We start from the raw sequence: 16787 nt of genomic DNA, 5'->3' as shown, positions 1-16787 counted from the left end.
CGCCTCCCACCAGGACCGCTGCGCGGGGATGAGGTCGGCGTCCGGATGCTCCATGGCCAGGTGGCGCGGCCTGCCGAGGCCGAACACCGCGTCGAAGAGGGCGTGCGCGCTGTCCGCGCTCGGCGCAGCCGTGAACCAGCCCGCCAGGTGGCGCAGCGCGGACTCCCGGCTCACCCCGCCGCGCCGCGTCTCGGTGACCCGGCGCAGCAGCGAGAGCACGGCGGCGATCGCGCTCATGGTCGCCTCGCGCAACCGTTCCGCCTCGGTGGTGCCCGCGTGCTCGCCGGAGCCGGACGCGACGAACCAGGTCCGCAGCCCGTCCCAGCGCGCGTGCCAATCGGCCTGCCGCTCCGCGAAACTCAGCAGCACGCGTTCGTCGCAGCCTGCGGCGCGCTCGATCAGCTCCTCGACACCGGTCTCCTCGATCTCGGCGATCGCGCCCGCCAGCCGCGGGGTGAATCGGGCCAGGTCCAGGCTGAATTCGCGCATGTGCGCGAGCAGTGCGTCCTTGTGCGCCAGAAAGGATTCCGGGGTGATCTCGGTGGTCCGCACGAGGTCGCCGAGGGAGAGATAGAAGTGTGCGGCGCGGGCTGCCATATCGGTCAGCGCGGCGTCGAGGCGGCGCAACGTGCGGTAGACCCGCTCGGCGTCGCCCTCGCGATTGGCCGCGGCCAGGGTGTGCAGATCGGCGAGCAACTCCGGCAGCACCAGCCGGGACAGGGACGCTTCATCGAGCCTGGCGTTCAATACTCCCGCGACCGCGCGGTAAGCCTGGAACCCGACCTGGGAGAACTGGTAGACGAAGTGCCGGTTCCGATACTCCGCCAGGGTGGCGGCGCGGGTGCCGTCGTAACTGCGTTCCAGCACACCCCACTGGTGGAGTTGATCGAGCAGCGGGCCGATCTCGGCGGCGGTGAGCCGAGGTGCGTTCGGGCGGGCGCCGCGCTCGGTGGACCAGACGGCGGCGCTCGCGGGACCGTCGTCGGACTGAGCTGGGCTGTCCGACTGCGAGGTATCGCCGGACTGCGCCTGGTTATCGGACTGTGCTGCGCCGCCGACCTGCGCTGTGCCGCCGGACCGACCGGCGGACTTGTCCTCTATATGTTGCTGGCTCTCGACGTCAGACGCGGGTTCCGGTTCGACCAGGTCAGGTGTGCGCAGGTTGTGTCCGTTGCGTTCGATCCACTCCGCCACATCGTCGGCGTGCAGCAGCACCACGTAGGCGGCGCGGGCGCTGTCGAAAGCGCGCAGCACCCACAGATAGTCGGCGCGGCGCTCGGCGGTGGCGAAGGAGAACAGCCGCAGCCGGTCGTCCCACAGGACGGAGGCGATGGCTGAGCCGTCGACGGAGTCGGTCACCGGGAACAGGGTAGTAGCGGGCCGGTCGCCGACAACGCGAACGTACCCAGTTCGGCGTGGCCGTGTCCTGTTTGCCGGATGTTCGCCATTGAATTGGGGTGTGTCCCACGGGGATGGCAGCCGCTGGAGTCGGTACCGGTCACTCGGTCGAGAGGGCGCGCAGCTGGTCGAAGTACACGCGGGTGCGCGGATCGCCGGGGTATCGGGCGATGATTTCGCGCGCGGCCTCGCCCGCGATCCACATGAGCGAGGGCAGTGAACGGCGTTTACCCGCGAACGCGCGCAGTCCCTCATCGACGGCGAGTTCCAGATCGCGGTTGCGCACGGCGACCACCGCGAGGGTGAGATGCGCCTCGGACACCCGCATCGGATTGCGGACGGTGCCGTCGGCTCTGGTCGAGTTGCGGATGACCTCGTTGGCGTAGCTCTCGGCCCGCCGGTCCTCGCCCGCGACGCGGCAGCAGTCCATCGCGTAGAAGTCGAACTTCTGTGGATCGACCACGAAATGGTTGTCCAGATTGATCGGATGGTCGAGTCGCTCCAAAATTGCTCGACCCTCGTCGAGGGCCGTCTCGACCTCGTGCCGGTCGCCGAGCCGCGCCCACGCCTTGGCCCGCTGCGCCGCGAGTTGCACACCGACGCCCAGGTTTCGGCTGGCCTCGAGGGCCTGGTCGACCGCGTCGATGGCACCCCGGTAGTTGCCCTGGGTCAGCGCGAACCAGGCCGCCATTTCCGCGCTCCACCCGGTGATTTCGGCGTTTTCGGCCTCTTGGCCGAGCGAGTAGGCCGCGCGTCGGGTCGCCTCGGCGGCGGTGCGCCGGCCGAGGTCGTAGTCCACGCAACCCACCAGCAACGCAACCCATCCCGCGAGCACCAGGATGTCGCGGTGCTGCGCCAAAGTCAGTCGGCCGTCCAGCAGTGAGGTAATTCTCCGCAACCACCCGGTGCCCTCGGCGTGCAGCTCGTGCGGATCGGCGTAGGAGTACTCGCAGCACAGGCGTTCCGCGGTGATGCGGATGGCATCGAGGGTGGCGGGCGAGACGTCCGACATGCGCAGGCGGCCGATGAATTCCAGCGTGTCCATGCCCGTTGCCGAGAGCACCTCGTCGTCCCGGTTCGGCCGGGCCTTGGGGAAGAACGCTGCTGTGACGGTGTCGAAGGCGGCGGCGATGATAGGGGCATAGAAATCATCCGGCCGCGACTCGCCCGATTCCCAACGGCGCCAGTTACGCAGCAGTGTACTGTCTGTCGGCAGGTTGTGGGATGACTTGGCGCGCATCACGCGGACGGCATCTGCTTGTGACCACCCCCGCGCATCGCGTTCAGAACGCATCCGGACAGCCCAGACGGGTCGATCGTCTCCAGCGGCCACGTCAGTAGTATCGCACCAGTTAACGCCCGGTGGCCGAGATAGGGCATATAGGTGTCAGTGGGTTGACATCTGCATTCGCAGTTTGGCGTTGTGCATGCTGGACCAAGGGAGCGGAAAGTTTGCCGGACCCATCTTGTTACAGCCAGATGTAATTGCATCTGTCCTTGCAAGGCGCAGTGCCCCACAATGGGGGAGATCCACATGAGAACAGCGGTACCCAATCCAACGGAGGTTCGGGTGGAAGCGTTGATCTATGGATACTTGCGTGACGATTTGGCCGATGGCCACAGCGCAGAGCTCGAGGATGCGATGAGCAGCCTCGCCCGTGAGGAAGGGCTCTGCTTCGCCGCAACGTTCCATGAATCGACTTCCGGTGACGGCACGGCATTTGTCGAGCTGACCCAGGAGCTCAAGCGAGCGGACGCGCACCACGTAGTGGTTCCGTCGCTCGATCACCTTGCCGGCCAGACGATCCCACGGGATATTCTGCTAGCGAAGCTGGCGCGCGAGGCGGCGGCGCAGGTCTGGACCATCGAGACCTGACAGCCACGACGGCACGCCGGACCAGTGGGGTATCGCCCAGCGGGTGGTCCGTCCCGATCGCCGTCGCACTTCCGCGAGCACCCTCGTCGCGGCCACACCGGCCAGCAGCGAGGCGAGCAACGCCGCAACATGGTGTTGCCCGAACAGCGGATACACCTGCCAATGCAGCAGATACACGAACAGCGAGCTGTCGGCGAGCACCGCCGCGACGACTGCCGGCAGGGCGGGCACCCGGATCGCGGGCAGCCAGATGAGCAAGAGCAGCCCGGCCATCACCAATCGCTCGCGATCCGGCACGCCGAAATAGCCGGGCACGCAGGCCAACAGGACGGCACTGACCATCAGTCGCTGCCACGCCGACGTTGCCTTCGCGGCCGCCCAGCCCATGGCGAAGAACCACACGGCCAGCGGTGAGAACGGCACATCCTTTGCCGGATAGAGACCGAACGGCTGATAGCGCAGCACCAAGGTGAGCGCGAGCAGGCCCATGGCGAACCAGAACGGTTCGCGCCGCTCCAGCGCGTCCACCAGGGGTACCCGCAGCAGCAGCGCGGCGGCCACCATGAAGTAGACCAGTACCTCGATGAACCACAGGTGCCCCGCGGTGTCGCTGTCGCGCGGGCCCAGAATCTTGTTGAGCAGCAGCACGTTCTGCCACCCGTAGTAGTCGGTGAACAGCAACGTGATGGCTACCCATGCGGCGGTCGGCACGGCGATCAGCGCGACCGTGCGCAGCACGTGCCGCAACCGTTCGGCACGCGGGGAGGCGGTCACCGCGAAGCGGGCGAAGTTGAATCCGGCCACCCCGAGCAGCACGTGCGCGGCGCCCCACCACACGAACAGGCCGATGTGCGTGCCCGCGATCAGCACGATGGCGGCCGCGCGCAGCAGCGTGCTGGTATCGACGGTGCGGCCGAACCGCCTGCCGCCGTGCGGGATCCGATCCAGCTCGGCGACGGTCATGGTCGGCCAGTCGGTGGGGAGCCTGCCGAGCGCGCGTTCCACCCTGGCCGCGGTCGTCACGTAGGTCAGCGAATTGCCGCCGAGGTCGACGAAGGTGCTGTCCGGGTGGATGAGCGCCGGGTGGATGCCGAGGGCGGTGGCGTAGAGCGCGCGGATGCCCCGGTTCTCCGGCGCGGGCGCCGACAACGTGCGAACGGCCGGATAGTCCGGCTTGCCATTGGCCAGTCGCGGCAATTCCTCGACGGCACATACCCGTACGGATGCGGCGGGCAGCCCGGCCAGCTGCGCCGCGGTCTCGGTCGGATCGGTGGCGGGGCTTTCCACGGCGACGACGAGCAGTTCGTCGTCGTCGGTGCAGCAGACGGTGAAACCCGCGGCCGCCAGCCCGGATTCGAGGCGCTGGAGATCGATGCGCAGACCGAAGATCTTCGCGAACCGGCTGCGGCGGCCGATCACCTGGTACAGGCCCTCGGGGGTGCGGCGCGCGAGATCGCCGGTGCGCAAAGCGGTTACGGTGCGCCCGAGCGCGAGATCGGCGGGCGACTCGGCGTAACCCAGCATGACGTTGGGTCCGTGATACACCAGTTCGTGCGGCACGGCGTCGGCCGGCTGCCCGCCGAGGTCGACCCCGGGCTGGTGCCCGCCGGTGTCCTCGATCGGTTCCAGGCTGAATTCGCCACCGGGGATGGGCACCCCGATGCAGTCCGGTCGCTCGGCCGCCAAATCCGGTGGGAGATAGGCCATTCGGGCGGTCGCCTCGGTCTGGCCGTACATCACGAAGAAGTCCCAGCCCGCCTGTGCGCCGAGCCGGGCGTAGTCGCGGACCCGGTCGGGGGCGAGCCTGCCGCCCGCCTGCGTGACATACCGCAGATCGGGCAATGCCATGTGGGCGAAGCCGATTCGGTCCAGCAGGTCGATGGTGTACGGGACGGCCGCGAAAGACGTTGCGCGATAGCCACGGAACTCGTCCCAGAACACGTCGTCCAGTACCGACCGCTCGGTGAGTAGCAGGCTCGCGCCGCGTAGCAGATAGCTGTGCACCACCGAAAGCCCGTAGCAGTAGAACATCGGCAGGGTGGTCGCGGCCCGGTCGTCCGGGCCGATGGCCAGGTATTCGGCGATGGCGGCCGCGTTGGCCAACAGGTTCGCCGAGGAGAGCCGGACCAGTTTCGGGGACCCGGTGGAACCCGAGGTGCTCAGCAGCAGCGCGAGATCCGGATGCAAGGTGTGCGCGGAGGCCGCGCGCCGGATGTGTGGCCGACCGTCCTCGATGACCACGTCGGGATCGTAGGCGCTCAGCAACTCGTCGGTGACTTCCGCGGTGAGCAGCACGACACAGCCCGCGCTGAGCGCGCCGAGATACCCGACGAGCGAACGCAGATCGTTGCGGGCCGCGAGCGCGACGAGGCGCCGGTTCGGTCCGAGCTCGGCCGCGAAATCCTCGACGAGCGTCGCCAGCTGGGCGTAGGTGACCCGCCGTGCCTCGCCGGCCGCCGTTTCCGTCGCCGCGCCATCCGCCCCGGACGAGCCGGGGCAGAGGACGGCGACCCGCTCGTCGAAACTACGCAGGTGCGCGACGAGCGAGGGAAAGGTCACCCTAAAAAGAATAGGGGGCAGCGGCTTTCCGGCCAACAAGCGGCCCCCTGGTGAACACCGGGCAAACCGAAGTCTTCAGCGTTCGGGCGTGTTCAGAGTCCGAAGCTGCCCGGGCCGCGCCTGCGCAGGTACTTCTCGAACTCGGCGGCGATGGCGTCGCCGTCGATCTTGGCCATCGCCTCGTTCACGTCGACCGCCGCGTCGCCGCGTTCCTCCAGGGAGCGTACGTATTCGCTGACCTCGTCGTCGCCCGCGGTCATCTCGTTGACCGCGGTCTCCCATTCCTCTGCCTGCGTGGGCAATTCGCCGAGCGGCACCTCGATGTCGAGCACGTCCTCGACCCGGTGCAGCAGCGCGATGGTGGCCTTCGGGTTCGGCGGCTGCGAAACATAGTGCGGCACGGCGGCCCAGAACGACACCGCGGGCACGCCCGCCTTCACACACTGATCCTGCAGCACGCCGGTGATACCGGTCGGTCCCTCGTACCGGGTCTGCTCCAGGTTGAAACGCTCCGCTGCTTCTTTGCTGTAGGCGGACCCGGTGACCGGGGCGGGGCGGGTGTGCGGAGTGTCGGCCAGCAGCGCGCCGAGGATGACGACGGTTTGCACGCCGAGTTGTTCGATGAACTCCAGCAGGTCCTCGCAGAAGCTGCGCCAGCGCATATTGGGTTCGATGCCGCGCAGCAGCACGATGTCGCGGTCGCTGCCGGGCGGCGAGCAGACCGAGAGCATGGTGGAGGGCCACTGGATTTCCCTGGTCACGCCGTCCACCTGCCGGACCGTCGGCCGGTTGACCTGGTAGTCGTAGTAGTCCTCGGAGTCGAGTTCGGCTAGCGGCTCGGCGTCCCAGATCAATTCCAGATGCTCTACGGCGCCGCTTGCGGCGTCGCCCGCGTCGTTCCAGCCTTCGAAGGCCGCGACCAGCACCGGTTCCCGCAACGTCGGCAGTTCCGGATCGGGAGTTTCACTGGGGTTCACTCGGTCAGCCTAATGTGTGCGGCGAACTGGCGTGTCGTATGCCGTGGCCGGGCCCGGCGTGTTCGACGGCGCCGGCGGCGCAGGTGTGTCCGTGTCCACCCGGCTCGGGGGGTCGGCCTGTCCGACCGGACCATTACGCTGGTCCTCATGTCTGCGTCACTGCCCGCCGAGTTCGACACCACGCTACTCGACACGTTGCGCCGCCGCGTCGTGATCGGGGACGGCGCGATGGGCACGATGTTGCAAGCGGCCGACCTCACGTTGGACGACTTCCTCGGTTTAGAGGGCTGCAACGAAATCCTCAACGACACCCGCCCCGACGTGCTGCGCAGCATCCACCGCGCGTACTTCGAGGCGGGCGCCGACGCCGTGGAGACCAATACCTTCGGCTGCAACCTGCCGAACCTGGCCGACTACGACATCGCGGACCGCATCCGGGATCTGTCCGAGCGCGGCACCCGGCTGGCCCGCGAGGTCGCCGACGAGATGGGCCCGTCCGCCGACGGGACGCCGCGCTACGTGCTCGGCTCGATGGGGCCGGGCACGAAGCTGCCCACCCTCGGCCATGCTCCTTATACCGCGCTGCGTGACGCGTACACCGAATCCGCGCTCGGCATGCTCGAGGGCGGCGCCGACGCCATTCTCATCGAGACCTGCCAGGACCTGCTGCAGGTCAAGGCGGCGGTGACCGGCAGCCGGGAGGCCATGCGCCAGCTCGGCCGGCGCATTCCGATCATCACCCACGTCACCGTGGAGACCACCGGCACCATGCTGGTCGGCAGCGAGATCGGCGCGGCGCTCACCGCGCTGGAGCCGCTCGGCATCGACATGATCGGGCTCAACTGCGCGACCGGCCCGGCCGAGATGAGCGAGCACCTGCGGCATCTGTCCCGGCACGCCCAGATTCCGGTGTCGGTGATGCCGAACGCCGGCTTGCCGGTGCTCGGCGCGAACGGCGCCGAATACCCGCTGACCCCCGAGGAGCTGGCGGTCGCGCTCAGCGGCTTCGTCTCCGAGTTCGGGCTCGCGCTGGTCGGCGGCTGCTGCGGCACCACGCCCGAGCACATCCGGCAGGTGACCGAGGCGGTCCGCGAGATCGAGCCGAAGCTGCCGCCGATCGACGCGCGCCGCGCCCCGGCGCACGAGCCCGCCGTGTCCAGCATGTACACGGCCGTGCCGTTCCAGCAGGACGCCTCGATCATGATGATCGGTGAGCGCACGAACGCCAACGGCTCCAAGGCCTTCCGCGAGGCGATGCTGGCCGAGGACTGGCAGAAGTGCCTGGATATCGCCAAGGATCAGACCCGCGACGGCGCGCACATGCTGGATCTGTGCGTGGACTACGTCGGCCGCGACGGCGCCAAGGACATGGTCGCCCTCGCGAGCAGGCTGGCCACCTCGTCGACACTGCCGATCATGCTCGACTCCACCGAAACCCCGGTGCTGAAGGCGGGTTTGGAGCACCTCGGCGGTCGCTGCGCGGTGAACTCGGTGAACTACGAGGACGGCGACGGGCCGGAATCCCGTTTCCACCAGACCATGCAGCTGGTCGCCGAGCACGGCGCCGCGGTGGTCGCGCTGACCATCGACGAGGAGGGCCAGGCCCGCACCGCCGCCAAGAAGGTGGAGATCGCCGAGCGGCTCATCGCCGACATCACCGGCAACTGGGGGGTGCGGGAGAGCGACATCATCATCGACACCCTCACCTTCACCCTGGGCACCGGCCAGGAGGAGTCGCGCAAGGACGGCATCGAGACCATCGAGGCCATCCGGCTGCTCAAGGAGAAGCACCCCGCGGTGCAGACCACCCTGGGCCTGTCGAACATCTCGTTCGGCCTGAATCCCGCGGCCCGTCAGGTGCTGAACTCGGTGTTCATGCACGAATGCGTGCAGGCCGGGCTGGATTCCGCGATCGTGCACGCCTCGAAGATCCTGCCGATGGCGCGGATTCCGGACGAGCAGCGCGAGACCGCGCTGGATCTGGTGTACGACCGCCGCGGCGAGGACTACGACCCGCTGCAGAAGCTGATGGGCCTGTTCGAGGGCGTGTCCACGTCGTCGTCGCGGGCCTCGCGCGCCGAGGAGCTGGCGCAGCTGCCGCTGTTCGAGCGGTTGGCGCGCCGGATCGTGGACGGCGAGCGCAACGGCATGGAGGCCGACCTCGACGAGGCGATGCAACAGGTGCCGCCGCTGCAGATCATCAACGAGACGCTGCTCTCGGGCATGAAGACCGTCGGTGAGCTGTTCGGCTCCGGTCAGATGCAGCTGCCGTTCGTGCTGCAGTCGGCCGAGGTGATGAAGGCGGCGGTCGCCTATCTGGAGCCGCACATGGAGGCCACCGACGACAGCGGCAAGGGCCGCATCGTGCTGGCCACCGTCAAGGGCGACGTGCACGACATCGGCAAGAACCTGGTCGACATCATCCTGTCCAACAACGGCTACGAGGTGGTGAACCTCGGCATCAAACAGCCGATCGCGACCATTCTCGATGCGGCTGTGGACAAGAAGGCCGACGTCATCGGCATGTCCGGGCTGCTGGTCAAGTCGACCGTGGTGATGAAGGAGAACCTGCAGGAACTCAACACCAAGGGCGTGGCCGAGCAGTTCCCGGTGCTGCTCGGTGGCGCGGCGCTCACCCGCGGTTACGTGGAGAACGACCTGACCGAGGTGTACGAGGGCGACGTGCACTACGCCCGCGACGCCTTCGAGGGCCTGCGGTTGATGGACGACATCATGACCCGCAAGCGTGGCGGCGGCCTCGACCCCGACAGTCCCGAGGCGATCGCGGAGCGCGAGAAGGCGGCCCAGCGCAAGGCCCGCCACGAGCGGTCCAAGCGCATCGCCGAGGAGCGCAAGGCGGTCGAGGTGCCGATCGAGGTGCCCGCGCGCTCCGACGTGGCCGCGGATGTGCCGGTGCCGACCCCGCCGTTCTGGGGCACCCGCGTGGTGAAAGGCCTGGCGCTGCACGAGTATTCGGGGCTGCTCGACGAGCGGGCGCTGTTCCTCGGCCAGTGGGGCCTGCGCGGCCAGCGCGGCGGCGACGGGCCGAGCTACGAGGAATTGGTGGAGACCGAGGGCAAGCCGCGGTTCCGCGCCTGGCTGGACCGGCTGAGCACCGAGAACGTGCTCCAGCACGCCGCCGTGGTGTACGGATACTTCCCCGCGGTCTCCGAGGGTGACGACGTGATCGTGCTCACCGAGCCGAATCCCGGTGCGCCCGAACGGTATCGGTTCACCTTCCCGCGTCAGCAGCGGGATCGCTTCCTGTGCATCGCCGACTTCATCCGCTCGCGCGAGCGGGCCGAGGAGACCGGCCAGGTGGACGTGCTGCCGTTCCAGTTGGTCACCATGGGTCAGCCGATCGCCGACTTCGCCAACGAGCTCTTCGCGGCCGACAATTATCGCGACTATCTCGAGGTGCACGGCATCGGCGTGCAGCTCACCGAGGCGCTCGCCGAATACTGGCACCGCCGCATCCGCGAGGAACTGACCCTGGACGGTCACGCGGTCGCCGACTCCGACCCCGCCGACGTCCTGGAGTACTTCAAGCTCGGCTACCGCGGCGCCCGCTACTCGTTCGGCTACGGCGCCTGCCCCGACTTGGACGACCGTGCCAAACTGGTCGATCTCCTGGAAGCCGACCGAATCGGCGTCGTCCTCTCCGAGGAATTGCAGCTGCATCCGGAGCAGTCCACCGACGCGTTCGTCCTCCTGCACCCCGAGGCGAAGTACTTCAACGCCTGACTTTCACGCAGCGCACACCTTTTACGTAAACCGCACACCGCCTATAGCGGGTGTGCGGCTTATGTAATGGGTGTGCGGGCTTGGTGAACCCGAATTCGGGCACCGAGGACGGCTGTTGTGGGGAGAAATCGGTTATAACTGTCGTGATCGAATAGTGATGGTGGTCACGGTGTCGTGGAACACTGTTCGCGTCCGGCGAGGGCCTTGGTTACCTGGTCGTATGCCATGATTTGGGCAAATCCCGACGCGCCGAGGGTATTTCGTGTCTCGGCGTGGCGCGGCGCTGACCTGGGGGATTGCTCAGGGAGTTTCGGTGAGGTGGATGTGTGTCGGGTGGGTATGCCATTGTCGGAGGCGTTGCAACTGCATCCGGGGCAGTCGGCGGGTGCGTCGCCATCGCTGCATACGGGTGCAAAGGACTTCGGCGCGTGGCATTTTCGGGATTTTCCCGGCGGTACGCGCCAGTGCAGGACCAGCTCGGCGCGTAAGCAGGAAGGCACAACAGCATGACGGCGGACCGATTGATCGCGGGACGGTATCGACTCACGGATCCGATCGGCACAGGTGCCATGGGCGTTGTGTGGCGGGGGACCGATGTCCGCCTGCGGCGCACGGTCGCGGTGAAGCAGTTGATCCTCGCGCCCGGACTGTCCCGGACCGCGGCGCTGGAGGCGAAGCTGCGCGCCATGCGCGAGGGCCGGATCGCGGCCCGGCTGCACCATCCGCACGCGATCACCGTCTTCGACGTCGCCGAGGAAGACGGCCAGCCCTGGCTGGTCATGGAATACATGAACGCACCCAGCCTGGCGGCCAAACTCTCCGGCAAGCGGACCCTGCCGCCGGTCGAGGTCGCGCGCATCGGCGCGCAAGCCGCGGCCGCCCTGGCCGCCGCCCACGATGCGGGCATCATGCACCGCGATGTGAAACCAGCGAACCTGCTCGTCGGCGACGACGGCACCGTCAAGCTCACCGACTTCGGCATCTCCCGCGCGGTCGGCGACGTCACCGTCACCGCCACCGGCTTCCTCGCGGGCACCCCCGCCTATCTGGCCCCCGAGGTGGCACGCGGCGAGAACCCGGAACCCGCCTCCGACGTATTCGCGCTCGGCTCAACGCTTTACGCCGCCGTCGAGGGTCAGCCGCCGTTCGGCGAGAGCGACAACCCCCTGGCGGTCCTGCATGCCGTCGCGCGCGGCCAGGTGCCGCAGCCCGAGCACGCCGGTGCGCTCGGCCCGGTGCTGATGCGGCTGCTCGCGCCGACGATCGACGCGCGCCCGACCATGCGGGAAGCGCAGCAAGCCCTCGAAGCCGTTGCGGAGGGCCGGGATCCGAAACTCGGCACCCCCTCGCTCACCAAGGCCCTGCCCGCACCGGGCGCCGACGCGACGACCGTCATCCCGCACCCGGGCACCGACGGCGCGGGCAGTACCTCGAACGCCAACGACGCCACCTCCATCGTGGCGACCGCAGCGCTGACGAATCCCGCTGCCGCCGAATCCGTTTCCGCCCAACCCCCGATCCCGCCGCGCCCCGGCCCCGCCACCCTGCCCGGCGGCACGAACAACGGACCCTCGCGCAACCGCTCGCTGGTCCTGGCGGCGACCGCGTTCGTCGTGGTGCTCGCCGTGATCGGCCTCATCGCCGTGCTCACCAACGACCGCAAGGGTGGTGACACCGCCGCCCCACCCGCGACCGCAGCACCGTCCTCGTCCCTCGAAAACCCCGCACCACCCTCCAACGCGGCAGCACCCGGCGCACAGGAGCCGACGACTCAGGAATCTCCGCAGGCCCCGACCACCCAGCCGAGCCCAACGCCGACCCCGTCCTCGGCCCCGCCGTCGCCCACCCCGACCCCGGCCCCCACGACGGTGCCGCCACCCCCGACCGTCACGGCGACGCCGTTCGGCGCACCCCAGTCCGCCAATGTCGTCCAGTTCGTGCAGGGCTACTACAGCATGCTGCCGGGCAATACCTCCGGTGCTTGGGCACAGCTGACACCCTCGTATCAGGCCCAGACCGGCGGCTACACCGAGTACTCCCGCTGGTGGGGCACGGTCAGCTCGGTCAGCGCCGGCAAAGTCACCCAGAGCGGCGACAACCGCGCGGTCGTCTCGCTGACCTACCGCATGAAGAACGGTGAGACCAGATCCGAGAACCGGTGGATCCAGGTCGTATCGGACAATGGACGGATGTTGATCTCCGGTTCCGGCGCGTGACGCCCCGACTAGCCGCCGTCCTCTGGGACATGGACGGCACGCTGCTGGATTCGGAGAAGCTCTGGGACGTGGCGGTTCGGGAGTTGGCGCGCGAGCACGGGCACGAGATGACCGATGAGTTGCGGCATGCGCTGATCGGGGCGTCGGGGGCGGATGCGTTGCGGATGATCTTCGAGGGGCTCGGGGTGCCGCCGACGGCGGAGGCGTTGCAGGCGGCGGGGGAGTTCCTGGAGTGGCGGGTGACCGAGTTGATGACCGGTCCGATTCCGTGGCGGCCGGGCGCTGAAGACGCGTTGGCGATGGTGCGGGAGGCGGGACTGGCCTCGGCGCTGGTGACCAATACCAAGCGGTCGCTCACCGAGTTCGGGTTGAACACGCTGGGGCGCGACTTCTTCGACGTGTCGGTCTGCGGTGACGAGGTGGCCCTCGGTAAGCCGGAGCCGGACGTGTACCTGCGGGCTGCGGAGCTGCTCGGCGTGGATCCGAAGGACTGTGTCGCCGTGGAGGATTCGCCGACCGGCACGCGCGCCGCACAGGCGGCGGGCTGCGCGGTGATCGTGATCCCGTGCGAGATTCCGGTGCCCGACGGACCGGGGCGCAGCTTCCGTGACACCCTGGTCGGGCTGACGATCGACGACCTCGAACAGGCGCTGAAGCTGCGCGGTTGACCGGCCCGAGTTCGACACTCCCGACTGCGCTGCACCGAGAGTTACTGTGCCGCAATGGGAGTGCGCGCAGATAGATAGGTGTGACTGCCGTCACCGGCAATCTCGCCGAATCTCGGGCGTGTCGGCGGTCCGCTCTACCAGAATGTCGCCATGGCAGCGCTGGGTGTCCTCGACGAGATCGTTGATACCGCACGGTATCCCCTCGCGAATCCGGCGGATGCGGAGCGGCAGGCCGCGGTGCAGCGAGCAAGAGCGGACCTGGCCGCGAACGGTTGCACCGTGCTGCGCGGCTTCATCCGGCCGGAACTGACCGAGACGCTACGGGCGCAGGGCGAGGCGATGGCCCCGCACGCGTACTACGAGGTCGAGCGGGTGAACGCCTACAACATCCCGCTGGATACCGAACTGCCCGAAGATCATCCGGGGCGGATCGTGCTGGAGCGCGGCAACGCGTTCGTGCCGCGCGACCGCATCCCCGGCGACGCGCTGATCCACCAGCTCTACATCGACACGCGCTTCCAGCGTTTCGTCGCGGACTGCTTCGGCCTGGCCGAACTGCACGAATTCGCCGACCCGCTGGCCGGGCTGTGCCTGAACGTCGTCGCCCCCGGCATGTCGCATCCGTGGCACTTCGACACCAACGAATTCACCGTCAGCATGCTGACCCAGCCCGCCGAGTCGGGCGGAATCTTCGAGTACTGCCCCAACATTCGCACGCAGGCGGCCGAGCACCTCGACGACGTGCGCGCCGTGCTCGACGGCACCGGCGAGCGCCTCATCCAGCGCCTCGACCTGCGCCCCGGTGACCTGCAGCTGTTCCAAGGGCGCTTCTCGCTGCACCGCGTGTCACCCGTCGCCGGTGTCACGCAACGGCATTCGGCGATCTTCGCCTACACCGACCGCCCCGGCGTGATCGGCACGGTGGAGCGCACCCGGCAACTCTTCGGCCGGGTGCTACCCGACCATCTGGCCGCCGCGGCCGACGTCGTCCGCGGTGACCGCTTGCTCGACTGAGCCGAACGGCCCGATCCATCCCAGGGATCGGGACACACCGCTCGACCCCGAGAGGAACGACTGTGGCAGTGCCGTTACATACGACCGGGAAAGCTTCCTTCGACGATATCTACGACCGGCCCGATCCACGCGACTACTACGCCCGCATGTCCGATCTCGACTATCGCATCCCGGAACTGGCGAAACCCGTGTTCCAGCAGCAGATCCGGGAGTTCCGCGCCTCCGCCCGGGTATCCACGCCCACTGTGCTCGACCTCGGCTGCTCCTACGGCGTCAACGCGGCACTGTTGCGCTTCGACACCACCATGCGTGAGCTCGCCGAGCACTACCGCACCGCGACGGGTGATCGCGCGGCCCTCATCGCCCGCGACCACGCGACGCTCGGCGCCAGGACCGGTCTCACCGATGTCCGCTTCCTCGGCATGGACGCCTCCGCGCCCGCGCTCGCCTACGCACAGGAGAGCGGCCTGCTGCACGACACCGTGCACGCCGATCTGGAGTCCGGCGAGCCGACCGACGAGCAGCGCGAGGTGCTCGCCACCGCCGACCTCATCATCTCCACCGGCTGTATCGGCTACGTCACCGAGAAAACTCTGTCCCGAGTCGCCACCGCGCATCCGCGTCGGCGACCATGGATGGCACACTTCGTGCTGCGCATGTTCGACTTCGCCCCGATCGCCGCGGAACTCGCCGCGCTCGGCTACCGGACCGAGCAGGCGCCCGGTCTGTTCCAGCAGCGCAGGTTCGCCTCCGCGACCGAGCAGACGCAGGTGTTGAACACCCTGTCCGCCAAGGGAATCGACACCACCGACCGGGAAGCCGACGGCTGGCTCTACGCCGGGCTCTACCTGTCGCGACCGTTGCCCAAGCACCACGCCGACACCGAGGACCAGCATTGACCGAACGCACCTTCGCCGCCGACGACAGCCTGCCCCGGGTGCCCCTGCCCACGCTGGAGGACAGCTGCGGCCGATTCCTGCAGTGGTGCGCGCCGCTGTTGACCGCGAACGAACTCGCCACCACCGAGGCCGCGGTCGCCGACCTGCTGCGCCCCGACGGACCCGGCCGCACGCTGCACGCGGCCCTCGCGGAGTACGACGCCACCCCGGGGGTGGGTAGCTGGCTCGACCTGTTCTGGCCGTCGCGATACCTGGGCAGGCGCGACCGCATCGCCCTGAACGCCAACTTCTTCTTTCTCTTCCGCGACGACACCACGCTGGCCACCTCCACGGCCGCGACCCAGGTGGATCGGGCGGCCGGAATCATCTCCGCCGCAGTCGATTACAAGCTCTCCCTGGATGTCGAGGCGATCCCGCCGGTGTTGCAGCGCGGGCAGGCACTCTCGATGTGGCAGAACAAGTATCTGTTCTCCGAGACCCGCATCCCCGGCGAAACCCAGGACAGCGTCCGGGTGCCCTACAGCGAGGAATGGCCGGGCCCGTCCGACGCCAAGCATGTGGTGGTCTTCTTCCGCGGCAGCATCTTCCGGATGGATGTGCTCGGCCCGGACGGTGCGCCGCACTCGCTGGAGGATCTGGCCTGCGGGCTGCGCGAGGTGCTGAAGGCCGGTGCCCGCTCGACCCGAACCGATTCCGCCGTGGGGCATCTCACCACCAAGGCACGCGCCGAATGGGCGGCGAGCAGGCAGGCGTTGCTCGCCGAACCGGCCAACGCCGCGGCGCTGGACACCATCGAGACCGCGCTGTTCTGTGTCTGCCTGGAGGACTTCGCGCCGCGCGACGAGCTGCACGCGTGTGATCAGCTGTTGCACGGGGACAGTGCCAACCGCTGGTTCGACAAGGCGGTGTCGTTCATCGTCTTCGAGGACGGCCAGGCGGGCATCAATGTCGAGCATTGCGGGCTGGACGGCACCACCATCCTGTCCTTCGTGGACGCCATGCTGGAGGTGCCCGCGCCGGAGCACGCCGCCCGATCCGGGGCGCAGGCGCTGGGGTTGCCCGCCGTCGAGCCGATCGATTTCGTGCTGGATGCCGCGCAGCGCAACGACATCATCGCCGCCGGCGCCGATTTCGCTCGGTACGCAGCCGAGAATGCCACGCAGACGGTCTCTTTCGAGAATTTCGGCACCGCGCGGGCCAAGCAGCTCGGCATCTCGCCGGATGCCTTCGCACAGTTGAGTTATCAGCTGGCGCATCGGCGCAGCAAGGGAATCACCGGCGCCACTTACGAATCCATCGCCACCCGGCAGTACCGCAACGGCCGCACCGAGGCGATGCGGGTGATCACCCCGGAGATGGTGGCGTTCGTGGACACCATGCAGGACCCCGGGGCCGACCATGCGGCCCGGCTCGCCGCCGCACGCACCGCGGCCGCC

General features: G+C 68.4%; 11 protein-coding genes. 7 read left to right on the top strand and 4 right to left on the bottom strand.

Annotated features, from left to right (window positions below; all coding sequences use genetic code 11):
• Together NN4_RS42200 and NN4_RS42190 are read right to left on the bottom strand one after the other, a co-directional pair.
• Positions 1-1305: TIGR02677 family protein (locus NN4_RS42200; RefSeq protein ID WP_308633353.1), on the bottom strand; the 1305-nt coding region annotated here is incomplete at its 3' end.
• Between the two features lie 193 nt (positions 1306-1498).
• Positions 1499-2638 carry an NsdA family TPR-like regulatory protein gene (locus tag NN4_RS42190; RefSeq protein ID WP_147143428.1) on the bottom strand — a complete coding sequence of 380 codons (1140 nt, stop codon included), beginning with the start codon at positions 2636-2638 and terminating at the stop codon, positions 1499-1501.
• 330 nt (positions 2639-2968) lie between these two features.
• Here NN4_RS42190 and NN4_RS42185 point away from each other — a divergent pair, with 330 nt between their 5' ends.
• On the top strand, positions 2969-3274 hold the full coding sequence (locus NN4_RS42185) for a hypothetical protein (RefSeq protein WP_107657727.1): 306 nt from the start codon (positions 2969-2971) through the stop codon (positions 3272-3274).
• Here the strand turns inward: NN4_RS42185 and NN4_RS42180 are convergent.
• Entirely contained in the window at positions 3221-5833 is a 2613-nt protein-coding gene (locus NN4_RS42180) for an AMP-binding protein (protein WP_147143425.1), read from the bottom strand. The genes NN4_RS42185 and NN4_RS42180 overlap by 54 nt on opposite strands.
• 92 nt (positions 5834-5925) lie before the next feature.
• Positions 5926-6810: a PAC2 family protein gene (locus NN4_RS42175; RefSeq protein WP_147143422.1), complete on the bottom strand. Its 885-nt coding sequence runs from the start codon at positions 6808-6810 to the stop codon at positions 5926-5928.
• Positions 6811-6957: 147 nt separating this feature from the next.
• Here NN4_RS42175 and metH point away from each other — a divergent pair, with 147 nt between their 5' ends.
• From metH to NN4_RS42145, 6 genes are all read left to right on the top strand, one after another.
• Positions 6958-10554 (top strand): methionine synthase, encoded by a 3597-nt coding sequence (metH, locus tag NN4_RS42170; protein WP_147143419.1) that lies wholly within the window; start codon positions 6958-6960, stop codon positions 10552-10554.
• Between the two features lie 506 nt (positions 10555-11060).
• Positions 11061-12770, top strand: coding sequence for a serine/threonine-protein kinase (locus NN4_RS42165; RefSeq protein WP_147143416.1), 1710 nt, complete (start codon positions 11061-11063; stop codon positions 12768-12770).
• Positions 12767-13438, top strand: coding sequence for an HAD family hydrolase (locus tag NN4_RS42160; protein WP_281289469.1), 672 nt, complete (start codon positions 12767-12769; stop codon positions 13436-13438). Before NN4_RS42165 ends, NN4_RS42160 begins: the two co-directional genes overlap by 4 nt.
• Before the next feature lie 150 nt (positions 13439-13588).
• Positions 13589-14452, top strand: a complete 864-nt coding sequence (locus tag NN4_RS42155) for a HalD/BesD family halogenase (RefSeq protein WP_147143413.1) — start codon at positions 13589-13591, stop codon at positions 14450-14452.
• A gap of 62 nt (positions 14453-14514) precedes the next feature.
• Positions 14515-15351 (top strand): class I SAM-dependent methyltransferase, encoded by an 837-nt coding sequence (locus NN4_RS42150; protein WP_222595269.1) that lies wholly within the window; start codon positions 14515-14517, stop codon positions 15349-15351.
• The coding region (locus NN4_RS42145; RefSeq protein WP_147143410.1) for a choline/carnitine O-acyltransferase at positions 15348-16787 on the top strand (1440 nt) is incomplete at its 3' end. The genes NN4_RS42150 and NN4_RS42145, both read left to right, overlap by 4 nt.

Source organism: Nocardia ninae NBRC 108245, from assembly GCF_007990755.1.
GTDB lineage: Bacteria > Actinomycetota > Actinomycetes > Mycobacteriales > Mycobacteriaceae > Nocardia > Nocardia ninae.
Note: the sequence above shows the minus strand (reverse complement) of the source record. Positions and strands in the feature narration are given on the sequence as shown.

What these genes read in the sequence shown, in the direction of transcription:
- NN4_RS42190 (WP_147143428.1), bottom strand. Translation starts at nt 2,638, where the DNA reads ATGCGCGCCAAGTCATCCCACAACCTGCCGACAGACAGTACACTGCTG.
- metH (WP_147143419.1), top strand. Translation starts at nt 6,958, where the DNA reads ATGTCTGCGTCACTGCCCGCCGAGTTCGACACCACGCTACTCGACACG.
- NN4_RS42165 (WP_147143416.1), top strand. Translation starts at nt 11,061, where the DNA reads ATGACGGCGGACCGATTGATCGCGGGACGGTATCGACTCACGGATCCG.
- NN4_RS42155 (WP_147143413.1), top strand. Translation starts at nt 13,589, where the DNA reads ATGGCAGCGCTGGGTGTCCTCGACGAGATCGTTGATACCGCACGGTAT.